The sequence below is a fragment of the Streptomyces sp. NPDC058701 genome, from assembly GCF_042715295.1.
Lineage (GTDB): Bacteria > Actinomycetota > Actinomycetes > Streptomycetales > Streptomycetaceae > Streptomyces.
Window position 1 is genome coordinate 235142 of the sequence record NZ_JBHXSY010000002.1, and the last position, 13354, is coordinate 248495.

Genomic DNA, 13354 nt, shown 5'->3' on the forward strand with positions numbered 1-13354 from the left:
GGGTCGCCTCCCCCCTCCGGGCGTCCCGACGGGCTTTCCCGCCGGGCCCCCTCCGCCAGAGTTGACGGGGCGACAGATCCTGTCAAGGGCGCGTCCCGGGCGCGGAGGCGGCGCGATACTGTTCGGCCATGTCCGAGTATGACGATGACCTGCGCCTTGCCCTCGACCTCGCCGACGCGGCGGACGCCGCCACGATGGAGCGTTTCCGTGCCCTCGACCTGGTGGTCGAGACGAAGCCGGACATGACCCCGGTGAGCGAGGCGGACAAGGCCGCCGAGGAGATCATCCGGGCCGGGATCGCCGCCGCCCGCCCCGACGACGCGATCCTCGGCGAGGAGTACGGCCTGGAGGGCACCGGCCCGCGCCGCTGGGTCGTGGACCCGATCGACGGGACGAAGAACTACGTGCGCGGGGTCCCCGTGTGGGCCACCCTGATCTCCCTGATGGCCGAGGGCTCCGACGGGGTCTTCCGCCCGGTCGTCGGCGTGGTGTCCGCGCCGGCTCTGGGCCGCCGCTGGTGGGCGGCGCAGGGCGGCGGCGCGTTCGCGGGCGGCGCGCTCGGCGGTACGACGGCGATCGGCGTCTCGAAGGTGGCCGGGCTGGGCGACGCCTCGTTCGCGTACTCCTCGCTGTCCGGCTGGGAGGAGCAGGGCCGGCTCCCCGGCTTCCTGGACCTGACCCGGGCCTGCTGGCGCACCCGCGGCTACGGCGACTTCTGGCCGTACATGATGGTCGCCGAGGGCTCGCTCGACCTGTGCGCCGAGCCGGAGCTGAACCTGTGGGACATGGCCGCCATCGCGGTCGTCGTCCAGGAGGCGGGCGGCCGCTTCACCAGCCTCGACGGGGAGGCCGGCGTGCACGGCGGGAACGCCGCCGCCTCGAACGGACTGCTCCACGAGGAGATGCTGGGCCTGTTGCGCCCGCGCGCCTGATCCCCGCTCCGGCGCGGGCCCGCGGGCCCGGTCCGCGCTACGCGCCTCCTTGCTGACCCTCCGTGTCCGTGGGAATCTGAGGATCCGCCCGCTTGTGCCTTTGTGAACGACTTCTCAATCGGCACCCTTCCAGGCGGGCGGACTCACCCCCAGGAGGTGGCTCTCTTCATGCTCGTCCGCGACGCAATGAGCTCCGTGATCCTCACCCTCGGCCCCGCACACACCCTGCGGCAGGCGGCCTGTCTGATGTCCGGCCGGCGCGTGGGCGCGGCCGTCGTCCTCGACCCCGAGCACAGCGGGGTCGGCATCCTGACCGAGCGCGACATCCTCAACTCCATCGGCGCGGGACACGATCCCGACCACGAGTCCGTGGGGGCGCACACGACCAACAACGTCGTGTTCTGCACCCCGGAGGCCACCGTGCAGGAGGCCGCCGAGGCCATGGCGAACGGGGGCTTCCGGCACCTCATCGTGCTGGAGCACGGCGGCCCGGTGGGCATAGTCTCGGTGCGCGACGTGATCCGCTGCTGGGTCCCGAGCCGGCGCCGCACCGCCGAACTGGCGGGCTGAACGGCAGGAGGGCCGGATCCCCGTCGGGGATCCGGCCCTCCTGTGTTCGACGAGCGGCGGGGTTCTAGCCGCGGAGGGCCTGGACCGCGGCGTCGAGCCGCTTGCCGAAGTCGCCGTCCGCCTGGCGGAAGTTGTTGACCGCCCGCTCGACGATGTCGTCACGGGAGACCTTGGCGATGAAGCCGGCCAGGTTCTCCACCAGACGGGACTTCTCGTCCTCCGAGTACAGGCGGTAGAGGTTGCCCGCCTGGACGAAGTCGTTGTCCTCGCGGTGGACCGGCGCGGCGTGGTTGCCCGTGCCGCCCGTCAGCGCGACCGGCTGCCACAGCGGGCGGTCCGTCTGGTGCGGGCCGCCGAAGCTGTTGGGCTCGTAGTTCTTCGCGCCCTTGTGGCGGCCGTCGTACAGGTGGCCGTCGCGGGAGTGGGTGCGCGCCTCGGTGGCGTGCGGACGGTTGACCGGCAGGTGGTCGGCGTTGATGCCGACGCGGTAGCGGTGGGCGTCGCCGTAGCCGAAGAGGCGGCCCTGGAGCATCTTGTCCGGGGACGGGCCGATGCCGGGGACGAAGTGCGCCGGGGAGAAGATCGACTGCTCGACCTCGGCGAAGACGTTCTCCGGGTTGCGGTTCAGCTCCAGCTTGCCGATCTCGATCGGCGGGTAGTCCGCGTGCGGCCACACCTTGGTGAGGTCGAACGGGTTGAAGCGGTACTCGGCCGCCTCGGCCGCCGGCATGATCTGGACCTGCACGGTCCAGGACGGGAAGTCGCCGCGCTCGATGGCCTCGCGCAGATCGCGCTGGTGCGAGTCGGGGTCCTCGCCGGCGAGCCGGTTGGCCTCGGCCTGGGTGAGGTTCTTGATGCCCTGGTCGGTCTTGAAGTGGTACTTGACCCAGAAGACCTCGCCGGCCTCGTTGTTCCACTGGAACGTGTGCGAGCCGAAGCCGTTCATGTGGCGGTAGGACGCCGGGATGCCGCGGTCGCCGAACAGCCAGGTCACCTGGTGGGTCGACTCGGGCGACAGGCCCCAGAAGTCCCAGACGTTGTCCGCCTCCTGCGAGCCCGTGTACGGGTCTCGCTTCTGGGTGTGGATGAAGTCGGGGAACTTGATGGCGTCCTTGATGAAGAACACCGGGGTGTTGTTGCCGACGAGGTCGTAGTTGCCCTCTTCGGTGTAGAACTTCAGCGCCCAGCCCCGGGGATCGCGCACGGCGTCGGCGGAGCCGAGGTTGCCGGCGACCGTGGAGAAGCGCAGGAAGGTCTCGGTCTCCTTGCCGACCTCGGACAGGAACGCCGCCCGGGTCCACTGTGAGACGTCACGGGTCACCGTGAAGGTGCCGTACGCGCCGGCGCCGCGGGCGTGGACCACGCGCTCCGGGATCCGCTCGCGGTTGAAGTGCGCGAGCTTCTCCAGCAGGAGCTGGTCCTGGACCAGGACGGGGCCGCCGACGCCGGCGGTCTCGCTGTTCTGGTTGTCGGCGACCGGAGCTCCGGCCTCCGTGGTGAGCGGTCCCTGCGTCACGTGCGCCTCCTGCGTGGTTGCTGTGCCCTGTCCCTGGCCTGAGCCGTAACCGATCCTACAATAGACATTGTCTAAGTCAAGCAAGCATCCAAGTTCACACCGGTTCGGGAGTTACACCGAGTTCCCCCGCTGTTAAGCTGGCGCTCATGAGTGACCTGCTGGAACGACTTCGCGGACGCGGCTGGCGCATGACGGCCCAGCGGCGCGTCGTGGCCGAGGTGCTCGACGGTGACCACGTTCACCTGACGGCCGACGAGGTGCACGCCCGCGCCGTGGCCAAACTGCCCGAGATCTCCCGTGCGACCGTCTACAACACCCTGGGTGAGCTCGTCACCCTCGGCGAGGTCCTGGAGGTCTCCACGGACCGCCGCGCCAAGCGGTACGACCCCAACGCCCACCGGCCGCACCAGCACCTGGTGTGCGCGCAGTGCGGAGCGATCCGCGACGTCCACCCGGCGGGCGACCCACTGGCCGATCTGCCGGACACCGAGCGCTTCGGCTTCACGGTCTCGGCGGTCGAGGTGACGTACCGCGGCGTCTGCCCGAACTGCGCGGGCGCCTGAACGCAAGCCTGACGGAGAAGGGGCCCGGAGCGCACGCTCCGGGCCCCTTCTCCGTCAGGTCGCCCACGACACGGTCCGGACGGGGCGCGGTCTCCGGCGGGCTTGCGCCCGGGAACGACTCGAGGCCCGGATCCATGGGATCCGGGCCTCGGGCCTTCAGTAGCGGGGACAGGATTTGAACCTGCGACCTCTGGGTTATGAGCCCAGCGAGCTACCGAGCTGCTCCACCCCGCGTCGGTAAACCCGACTCTACGGGGACGCGGACGGCAGATGCAAATCGGTTGACGGGCGGTCGCCGCCCGGACACCGCGCGCCCGGCGACGGCCGGGCGGCGACGGGCCGTCCCGGCCTCCGGCTCAGGCCGACAGTTCCTCGGCCAGCGCCTCCCGCAGGCGGGCCGCCCGCTCGGAGACCTCGGCCGGGCCCAGCTCCATGGCGCGCACGCACCACTTCTGGCCCTCCGCGAGGTCGCCGTGCCGGGCCGCCAGCAGGCCCAGCCGCAGCGCGGCGCGGCCGTGCCCGGCGACCGCCGCGCGGGTCCACCACAGCGCCGCCTCGGGCTCGCTGCCCTCGCGGGCCAGCAACAGGCCGAGGTTGAACGCCCCGTTGCGGGAGCCGGCCTCGGCCGCCTCCCGGTACCACCGCGCGGCGACCGCCAGGTCACCCCGGGCGGCGGCCAGCATGCCGACCCGCACCTGCGCCCGGCGGTGCCCCAGCTCGGCGGCCCGCTCGTACCACTCCTCGCTCTCGGTCCGCTCGGCGCCGCCCGCCGACTCGCCCAGCGCCAGCGGCTCCGGCGGCGGGGCCAGCGACTCCAGCAGCGAGGCCAGCCGGAAGGCGGCCTCCGCGCTCCCGCCGCCCGCCGCGCACCGCAGGTGCCGCTCGGCGGCCCGCTCCTCACCGTCGCGGACCAACGCGATGCCGACCTGGAGCGCCGCGTCGGTGTGCCCCGCCGAAGCGGCTCGCTCGTACCACTTCAGAGCCGTACGGTCCTCGTCCCGGCTGGCGAACAGGATGCCGAGGTTGAAAGCGGCGTCGACGCTGCCCGCCTCGGCGGCCTTGGAGAACCACGGTTCGGCGCCCTCCGCGTCCCCGCCCTGCAGCAGCAGGATCGCCAGCGCGTTGGCCGCCTCGCGGTGCCCCGCGTACGCGGCCCGCCGGTACCACTGCTCGGCCTGCGCGGTCCGGTCCTGTGCGACGCACAGCAAAGCAAGGTTGTACGCCCCGTTTTGATCGCCCGCGTCCATGGCGGACCGGTACCAGCGCTCCGCGGTCTGGGTCTCCCCGCGCGCGGCGTGCAGCGCGCCCAGCGCGTTGGCGGCGTTGCCGTCGCCGTCCCGCGCGGCCCGGTTCCACCAGGCGGCGGCACTCTCCTCGTCCCCGGCGTCGCGCAGCAGGAAGCCGAGGGCGCACGCGGCACGGGCCTCCCCCTGCTTGGCGGAGGTGAGGTACCAGCGCCCGGCCTCCTTGAGCTCCCCGCGCGCCTCCAGGAGGGCGCCCAGGTGGAGCGCGGCCCGGCGGTGTCCGCGCGCGGCGGCCTGCCGGTACCACTGCTCGGCCTCGCCCGGATCGCCCTTGCGCAGGTGGCGCGCCAGCCGGTACGCGGCCTCGCGGTGCCCCTGTTCCGCGGCGGCCCGGAACCAGCGCTCGACGCCCTTGTCCCCGCGGTGCTCCAGCAGGTCCGCCAGCCCGTACGCGCCCAGGGCGTGGCCGGATTCCGCCGCCTGGCGCAGCCAGTACTCGGCAGCGGGCTCGTCGCCGCGTTCGCGGAAGTGGCGGCCCAGGGCGTGCGCGGCCGGAGCGGATCCGGCCACGGCGGCGACCCGCCACCAGCCGGCGGCCTCGTCCGGGTAGCCCCGCTGGTGCAGGAGCACACCGAGGTTGTTCGCGGCGGCCCGGTCGCCCTCACCGGTCGCCCCGCGCAGGTACGGCTCGGCCCCGTCCAGGTCGCCGCGGCGCAGCAGGAGGGCGCCGAGCACGCTCATGGCCCCGGGGTCGCCCTTGTCGGCGGCCACCCGGTGCCGGGCTTCGAGCTCGGCGTCGCTCGCCGCGTCGGTCTCGGCGAACACGTCCTCCGCGAAATCCGCATCGGTCAGTACGGTCTGCGCGTTGACAGCGGGAACCGTCTCGCCGGCTCCCGTACCCGGCTCGGCCTCCGCCCTCACAAACCGCCCTGTCTCCAGCAGAGTTGACCTGTCCCCCATAAATCCCATCGTCGCATCACCTGCTACCCGCGTACACCTGGTATGTCGCAGCCAGTGAGGTCACTACAGCGTTTTGTCGACATGCCCACAGATAGCTAAGTCAAACACGCTCCACCCCCAACTCACCCGTCTCAGCGACCCGCGTGTCCGACCGGACCGCCCCCATGGACGAACTCACGGAGCGCGAACCCACGGACCACCAACCCACGGACCAGGAACCAACGGACCACGACCGGACCGCACTCGGGGCCCGGACGCGACGAAGGCCCGGATCCCATGGATCCGGGCCTTCGTCTTCAGTAGCGGGGACAGGATTTGAACCTGCGACCTCTGGGTTATGAGCCCAGCGAGCTACCGAGCTGCTCCACCCCGCGTCGGTAGACAAACAGTACCACGGGCGCGGGACGGTCCCGTACCGACGGTCCGGCCGCACGGCGGTGCCGCGCGGCCGGACCGTTCGGGCTAACCGCTCGGCTGGGGTGCCGTCAGCTTCGCCTCGGCGTCGATCGCCCGCTTCAGCGCCGCCTTGATGTCCTCCTGCGCCTTGCCGAAGGCGGTCCAGTCGCCGGCCTGCCTGGCCTTCTCGGCGTCCTCGATGGCCTTCTGCGCGTCACCGAGGGCCGCCTTGACCGTGGGGTCCTGAACGACGGGCGGCGTCACGGTGCCCTCGCCCGGGGGCTGGTCCGGCGGGACGGGAACGGTCGGGGCCTCGGCCCCGAAGACCACGTTCAGCGCCTTCTCCAGCGTGTCCTCGAAGGCCGTCTGGCCGCCGTAGGTCACGAGCACCTTGCGCAGCAGCGGGTACTTCAGCCCGGAGCTGCGCACGTAGACCGGCTCGACGTAGAGCATGCCGCCGTCGAGCGGGACCGTGAGCAGGTTTCCGTACTCGACCTCGGAGTCGCCGCCCCGCAGGAGGCGGATGGACTCGGCGATCTTGGGTTCGGACTGGAACTTGCTCTGGACCTGCTTGGGGCCGTCGACCGGCTTGCTGGTCGGCAGCTTCAGCAGGCTGATCTTGCCGTAGTCCGGGGTGCCCGGATCGGCGTTGACCGCCATGAAGGCGCTCAGGTTGTCCCGCTCATTCGGCGTGAACGTCGTCGTGAGCGAGAAGACCTGGTCCTTCTCCGTCTGGCCCGGCATCTTCATCGACAGGTAGTACGGCGGGACCGCCGTGCCGGCCTTGGTGGTCGGGTCGTCGGGGACGGCCCAGGCCTCACTGCCGCTGAGGAAGGTCTGCGGGTCGGTGACGTGGTAGCGCGTCAGCAGCTCTCGCTGGACCTTGAAGAGGTCCTGCGGGTAGCGCAGGTGGTCCATGAGCGGCTTGGAGATCTCGCTCTTGGCCTTCACCGTGCCCGGGAACGCCTTCATCCAGGTCTTCAGGACCGGGTCCTCGGTGTCCCACTGGTACAGGTCGACCGTGCCGTCGTACGCGTCGACGGTGGCCTTCACCGAGTTCCGGATGTAGTTGACCTGGTTCTCCTGGGCCACCACGGCGCGCTGGCTGTTGGTGAGCGAGTCCGCGGTGCTCTGGCCCAGGGTGGTGCGCGAGGCGTAGGGGTAGCCGTTGGTCGTCGTGTACGCGTCGACGATCCACTTGACCTTGCCGTCGACGACCGCCGGGTACGGGGCGCCGTCGATGGTCAGCCACGGGGCGACGGCTTCGACGCGCTCCTTGGGCGTGCGGTTGTACAGGATGCGCGAGCCGTCGCCGATGGCCCCGGAGTAGAGGATCTGCGGCTCGCTGAAGGTGAGCGCGTAGGCAGCCCGGTTGATCGGGTTCTGCAGGCTGACGCCGGAGTTGCCCTGGTAGCTGGTCTCCTTCTCGCCCTGGTCGTCCGAGTAGTCGAGCTCCTTCTGCGGTCCGCCGACGATCGAGTACTGCTTCGTCTGCTCGCCGTAGTAGATGCGCTGCTCGAAGTCCGTGCCGAACATGCCCTTGGAGGGCAGGTCGGACTGGGTGAAGTCCGGGGCGCCCTGGTCACCGACGGTGGTGCCCTTGGCGGCGACCACGCCGTAGCCGTGGGTGTATTTGAAGTGGTCGTTGATCCAGTTGTTCTTGGGGATGCCGCCGATGTTCAGCTCGCGCAGGCCGATCACCGTGTCCTGTCCGCTGTACCGGTCCACGGCGAGCGTGGACGGGAAGGCGTAGTAACCCTTGACCTGCTGGAGCTGCTGGAACGCCGGCGAGACGATGTTCGGGTCGAGCAGCCGCACGCTGGCGGTCGTGTCGGCCGCCTGGCGCAGCTTGGCCTTGTCGGTCCCCGCGGCCGGGACGCCGGGGTAGTCCTTCACCTCGGAGTCGGTGACGCCGTAGGCGTCGCGCGTGGCCTTGATGTTCTTCTGGACGTACGGGGATTCCTTGGCCTGCTCGTTCGGCTGGACCTGGAACTTCTGCACGATCGCCGGGTACAGCCCGCCGATCAGGATCGCCGAGAGCACCATCAGGCCGAAGCCGATCACCGGCAGCTGCCAGGTACGGCGCCACAGCGTCGCGAAGAACAGCACGGCGCAGATCGCGGCGATGGCGACGAGGATCGTCTTGGCGGGCAGGTAGGCGTTGGCGTCGACGTACCGCAGGCCGGTCCAGTTGTCCGCCGCCTTGAAGTCGCTCGACTTCACCGCGAGGCCGTACCGGTCGAGCCAGTACGCGACGGCCTTGAGCGTCACGAACAGGCCGAGCAGCACCGACAGGTGCCCGGTCGCCGCGGCGGTGGCCCGGGCGCCCGGGCTGGTCACGCGCAGTCCGCCGTACAGGTAGTGCACGACGGCCGCGGCGATCACCGAGAGCACGACCGCGGCGAAGCCGAAGCCGAGCATGAAGCGGTACCAGGGCAGGTCGAAGGTGTAGAACGACACGTCCAGGTTGAACTGCGGGTCGTTCTGGCCGAAGGCCACCCCGTTCACGAACATCAGCCAGGTCTTCCACTGGCCGGCCGCCGAGGCACCCGCGATCAGGCCGACGAGCACCGCGATGCCCAGCAGCAGCCACTTCTTGAACGGGGCGATGCTCATCCGGTAGCGGTCGAGGCTCTGCTGTTCCATCGACATCGCGCTGAGCGGCGGCCGCAGCCGGTGGGCCAGCCAGATGTTGAATCCGACGGCGCCCGACATCAGCAGACCGAAGACGGCGAAGAGCCCGATCTTGGTCCACAGCGTGGTGGTGAAGACGCTGGAGTACTTCACGGAGCGGAACCAGAGCCAGTCCGTCCAGAAGCCCGCGAACATGATGAAGAGCATGGCCAGGACGGCCAGTACGCCCAGGGTCATGAGGAGAGTGCGGGCCCGCCGGGACGGGCGGCCGACTCTCATCCGTGGCCCCGAAGGGCCTCCGCCGCGGTCCGGCATCTGGAAAGCCAAGGTGCGCACCTCGAAAGTCGCTGTCTGGTAATGAACGGGCCCCCGATCGTAGAGCCCACTCAGTGAACTTACTGAGGCTTTAGTCAGTTCCCGGTATCAGGTGGAAAGGAGGCAGGATGTTGCCCATGTCCAACCTTTCTCCTTCCCCCGGCACTCCCATGGCGGCCAGTCCGCTGACCCGTGCCTGTCTCGAGATCGACGAGTACGCGGCCGGACTCGGCTGGGACAAGCCCGCCCGGCTGTTCGCGCTCGTCGACACCGCCCGGCTCAAGAGGCAGGAGCCGCGCCTGGCGGGCCAGCTCGGTCTCGACCAGGACGACGCCGGCAAGTCCTCCCTCACCCCGATCGAGCAGGACGAGGTCCCGGCCGGGACCCCGCTCGACAAGTTCCTCGGCACCATCGCGTGGCCGGACGCGGTCGTCGGCTGCGCCCTGACAGTGGAGCGGCTGATGCTGCCGCCGTCGGCGGAGGCCTCCGTACCGGAGGGGCTGAGCGACAAGCAGCTGTCCCGCTGGGTCGCCGGTCACCCGGAGCGCCAGGAGGTGCGCCTCACGGTGGCCGTGCTGCGCGACGGCTCGCGCGAGTCGGCCGTGCGGCTGCGGGAGAAGGACTCCTCGACCGAGGTGCTCACCGGCGGGGGTCTGGTGCCCGGTCTGGCCGAGGCGCTGGCGGCCACCTTCTCGTAGCGGCACCGGGGCCCGGGGGACCGGTCAGGGCGCGGCTTCGCAGCGCGTGAGCCCGGCCGTGTCCCCCTTGCCGATCTTCTCCAGGGCGGCCGTGGCGTCGCCGATGGTGGAGACCTTCACCAGCGTCAGGCCGTCGGGCACGTCGCGGGCCGCGGCGGCGCAGTTCTCGGCGGGCGTCAGGAAGAACCGGGCACCGGCCTGGCGGGCGCCGATGGTCTTCATCTGGATGCCGCCGATCGGGCCGACCTTGCCCGCGTCGTCGATGGTGCCGGTGCCGGCGATGAACTTCCCGCCGGTCAGGTTCTCGGGCGTCAGCTTGTCGACGATGCCGAGGGCGAACATCAGGCCCGCGCTCGGACCGCCGACGTCGGCGAGCTTGATGTCGATGGCGAACGGCAGCGTGTGGTCGGTGCCGGCCCGGATGCCGACGATCGCGTGGCCGTCGTCCTCGGCCTTGGCGGCGGTGACGGTGACCTTGCCGGAGCCGGTGGGCTCGCGGTTCGCCTTCGCCGCCTCGGCCGCCTCGGCGGCGGGCACGACGGTGAACTCGACGGGCTCACCGGGCTTGTGCTTGGTGACGAGCTTGGCCACGTCCCCGGGCGCCGTGACGGGAGTGCCGTCGACGGCCTTGACCACGTCGCCGGCGTGCAGCCGGCCCTCGGAAGGGCTGTTCTTGACGACCGAGGAGACGATCACGCGGGCGGTGACCGGGATGCCGAGCTGCTTCAGGGCGGCGACCTTGGCGCTCTGCTGCGACTGCGTGAACTCCTCGGCGTTCTCCTGAGTGGACTGCTCGTTCGTCTTGCCGTCGGGGTAGAGGTTCTCGTGCGGCACGACGATGTTGTCGTCGGCCAGCCAGCCGTACACCGCTTCCAGCAGGTTCATGTTGAAGTCCGCACTGGTGACGCGGACCGTCGTCATGTTGAGGTGGCCGCTGGTCGGGTACGTCGTGCGCCCCGAGATGTTGAGCACGGGCTCGCCGTGCGAGTCCCCCAGGGTGTTCACCGTCGGACCCGGGCTCATCTCCGAGTACGGGACCTTGATGAAGACGCCTGCGCAGAGCAGCGCGAACAGCACGAGGGTGGAGGCGAGCATCGTCGCGGTGCGGCGTGGCATGGATCCGACAGTACGGGACGGGCCTCTGGGGCGGCCCGTGGGGCCGGGCCGTACGGGGGCCCGGCGGGGAAGTCTCAGGGGATTCTCACGGGACGCGTCATACGGCGTCTGAACCGGAGTGGGCCTCCGCCTTCGCCCTCGCCCGATCGGCCGTGCCCGCCGGATCGGTGTCGCCTGTGTAACCGGTCCTGCCCATGGCCTCGCGGAACCGCGCGTAACCAGCGAGTTCCGATATGTCGCCTTGGGTGCGGTCGCGTGCCGCCCAGCTGCCCCATATCGCCGCTCCGATCGCGGCGAACAGCGGAATCAGCAACCACGCCAGTGACGCCATGGGCGTGCCTCCCTATCCCGGTGATGCGTGTCGTCGTGGCTTCAACGCTCGTGCCCGGAAAGGGGTTACGCAAATCGAGGGCGTGTTGCGCGGCCGAACGGGTGCGACGTTACCCCCTGCCGGGGACGCTCCCCCGTGCGGGGCCCGGCCCGCGCCGGACGGGCGCCCGCCGGGCCGGAGCGGCCCGTCTCAGCAGGCGCCGACCCACTCCTCCGTGCCGTCCGCGAAGGTCTGGTGCTTCCAGATCGGCACCTCGTGCTTGAGGTCGTCGATCAGCATCCGGCAGGCCTCGAAGGCCTCGCCCCGGTGCGGACAGGACACGGCGACGACGACCGCCAGGTCGCCGACGGAGAGGTCGCCGACGCGGTGCACGGCCGCCAGGGCGCGGACCGGGTACCTGGCCACGACGCGCTCGGCCACCCGGCGCATCTCGGCCTCGGCGGTCGGGTGGCAGGAGTAGCCGAGCGAGTCGACGTCCGCTCCGCTGTCGTGGTTGCGCACCGTGCCGACGAAGAGCGTCGTACCGCCCGTCGCGTCGTCGCCGACGGCCTGGAATACCTCGTCGATCGAAAGCGGGGTCTCGCGGATCCCGAGCAGGCGGATCGGGTCCTGAGCGGCCTGCTCGCCGGGGTGGTCGAAGTGCGGTGCCATGGCGTCCATCGTGCCCTAGGCGCCGACGCGGCGGAATAGCCGTTTCGCCCGGGGCCCGGCTCCCGGGTTGGGAGCCTCCTACAGGAAACCGCTGGTGGCGCCCGTGTCCGTGCCCCCGGCGGGGGACGGACACGGTGGCGCCGGATCCGGGCGGGGCGTCAGATGCCGCGGCGCTTGCGGGCGCGGCGGACCGCTGCCGCGGCGCCCAGCAGGGCCACGGTGGCGCCGGCCGCTCCGGCCGCCGTGGCCGCGTCCTTGCGGCCCAGGCGGCGGCCGGCGACGGTGTGCCGCCCCGCGACCTCCTGGAGGAGCTCGGCGAGCACCTCCTCGTTGGTCCAGCGCGGCCGCCAGCCGGCCGCGTGCAGGCCGCTGACGCTGACCACCCACGGGTGCATGGTGTACGCCAGGTCGCCCGCCGGGGACGGGGTCAGGCCGATCCGGTGCAGCCGGGCCGCCGCGCCCAGCGCGACCGCCGAGGGGAGTTCCATGCGGCGGATGCCGCTGAGCTCCTCGACCTCCTCCTGCTCCAGCCAGCCCTCGCAGCCCACCGCGAGCTCCCCCTCGACCTTCTCCAGGGCGGCGTACTCCAGCGCGCTGACCAGGTCCTCCACGTGGCAGAACTGCCAGGTGGGGCGGGAGCCCGCCACCACGAGCAGGCGCGGGGACTCGAAGTACCGGGTCAGCGAGGTGTCCGTACCGCCGACCAGGACCGCCGGGCGGACCACCGTGACGTTCAGTCCGGGGTGCGCGCGGGGTGCCCGGCGGCCGAGCCGCTCGATCTCCAGCAGGTCGCCCACACCGGTGGCCTCGGCGGTGGCCCGCAGCTCGGAGTCCTCCGAGAGCGGGATGTCGTTGTCCGGCAGGGCCCCGTAGACCATCGCGGAGGTGCAGAGCACCACCCGGTGCACGCCAGCCGCCGCGGCGGCCGTCAGCACGGTCTGGGTGCCGCGCACGTTGTACGCGGTGCGGGCCGCCGGGTCGGACTCCAGGCCGAGGTCCAGGGCGAGGTGGACCACGACGTCCGCGCCGCGCAGTTTCTCGGCGATCGCGGGGTCGCGCACGTCCAGCACGTGCCATTGCGCGTCCGCGCAGTCCCCGCGCCGTTCGTCGATCGCGACGACCTGTTTGACCTCCTCGGAGGCGGCCAGCAGGGTCACCAGGGCAGCGCCGACACCCGACGCGGCGCCGGTCACGGCGATCACGGGGCCTCGCGCGGCGGGGTTTCGCGGCCGGCGAACGCCGTGGGCGCTGTCGCCGGGCTCGGGGCGGATTTCGGCGTCGTCGGTCGCGCGAACCTGTGGATCTGGGGAACTCACCGGGCGTCTCCAGCGGTTGTCTTCAGTGGGGACGCGCCGTGACGCGTACCCACCAGGTGATGTCCATCCTGCCGCAGCCCAGGAGTCGGCGGAGCACCGAGCCCGTAAGCGG

Annotated in this window: 11 protein-coding genes and 2 tRNA genes; 4 read left to right on the forward strand and 9 right to left on the reverse strand. The window is 71.4% G+C overall.

Annotated elements, in window-relative coordinates:
* Positions 1–128: 128 nt before the first annotated feature.
* Positions 129–932, forward strand: coding sequence for a histidinol-phosphatase (gene hisN / locus ACFWW8_RS02910; RefSeq protein WP_386522694.1), 804 nt, complete (start codon positions 129–131; stop codon positions 930–932).
* Positions 933–1100: 168 nt separating this feature from the next.
* Positions 1101–1502 (forward strand): cyclic nucleotide-binding/CBS domain-containing protein, encoded by a 402-nt coding sequence (locus ACFWW8_RS02915; protein ID WP_386523010.1) that lies wholly within the window; start codon positions 1101–1103, stop codon positions 1500–1502.
* A gap of 64 nt (positions 1503–1566) precedes the next feature.
* On the opposite strand, the gene ACFWW8_RS02920 is transcribed toward ACFWW8_RS02915, so the two are convergent.
* Positions 1567–3018 (reverse strand): catalase, encoded by a 1452-nt coding sequence (locus tag ACFWW8_RS02920; RefSeq protein WP_386522696.1) that lies wholly within the window; start codon positions 3016–3018, stop codon positions 1567–1569.
* 146 nt (positions 3019–3164) lie between these two features.
* On the opposite strand from ACFWW8_RS02920, the gene ACFWW8_RS02925 reads away from it, so the two are divergent.
* Positions 3165–3581, forward strand: coding sequence for a Fur family transcriptional regulator (locus tag ACFWW8_RS02925; protein ID WP_386522699.1), 417 nt, complete (start codon positions 3165–3167; stop codon positions 3579–3581).
* Between the two features lie 160 nt (positions 3582–3741).
* On the opposite strand, the gene ACFWW8_RS02930 is transcribed toward ACFWW8_RS02925, so the two are convergent.
* From ACFWW8_RS02930 to ACFWW8_RS02945, 4 genes are all read right to left on the reverse strand, one after another.
* Positions 3742–3815 (reverse strand) — tRNA-Met (locus ACFWW8_RS02930).
* Between the two features lie 122 nt (positions 3816–3937).
* Positions 3938–5794: a tetratricopeptide repeat protein gene (locus ACFWW8_RS02935; protein ID WP_386522701.1), complete on the reverse strand. Its 1857-nt coding sequence runs from the start codon at positions 5792–5794 to the stop codon at positions 3938–3940.
* A gap of 291 nt (positions 5795–6085) precedes the next feature.
* Positions 6086–6159 (reverse strand) — tRNA-Met (locus ACFWW8_RS02940).
* 88 nt (positions 6160–6247) lie between these two features.
* Entirely contained in the window at positions 6248–9130 is a 2883-nt protein-coding gene (locus ACFWW8_RS02945; RefSeq protein WP_386523012.1) for a UPF0182 family protein, read from the reverse strand.
* Between the two features lie 128 nt (positions 9131–9258).
* Between ACFWW8_RS02945 and ACFWW8_RS02950 the strand changes: the two genes are divergently transcribed.
* Positions 9259–9828, forward strand: coding sequence for a PPA1309 family protein (locus ACFWW8_RS02950; protein ID WP_386522704.1), 570 nt, complete (start codon positions 9259–9261; stop codon positions 9826–9828).
* Positions 9829–9852: 24 nt separating this feature from the next.
* Here ACFWW8_RS02950 and ACFWW8_RS02955 read toward each other — a convergent pair whose 3' ends face one another.
* From ACFWW8_RS02955 to ACFWW8_RS02970, 4 genes are all read right to left on the reverse strand, one after another.
* Positions 9853–10944: a PDZ domain-containing protein gene (locus ACFWW8_RS02955; protein ID WP_386522706.1), complete on the reverse strand. Its 1092-nt coding sequence runs from the start codon at positions 10942–10944 to the stop codon at positions 9853–9855.
* Positions 10945–11041: 97 nt separating this feature from the next.
* Positions 11042–11275: a hypothetical protein gene (locus ACFWW8_RS02960; RefSeq protein ID WP_386522708.1), complete on the reverse strand. Its 234-nt coding sequence runs from the start codon at positions 11273–11275 to the stop codon at positions 11042–11044.
* Between the two features lie 189 nt (positions 11276–11464).
* The gene (locus ACFWW8_RS02965; RefSeq protein WP_386522711.1) at positions 11465–11926 is read right to left on the reverse strand and encodes a molybdenum cofactor biosynthesis protein MoaE; all 462 of its coding nucleotides are present in this window, start codon (positions 11924–11926) and stop codon (positions 11465–11467) included.
* 158 nt (positions 11927–12084) lie between these two features.
* Positions 12085–13242: an SDR family oxidoreductase gene (locus tag ACFWW8_RS02970; RefSeq protein ID WP_386522714.1), complete on the reverse strand. Its 1158-nt coding sequence runs from the start codon at positions 13240–13242 to the stop codon at positions 12085–12087.
* Positions 13243–13354 lie beyond the last annotated feature (112 nt).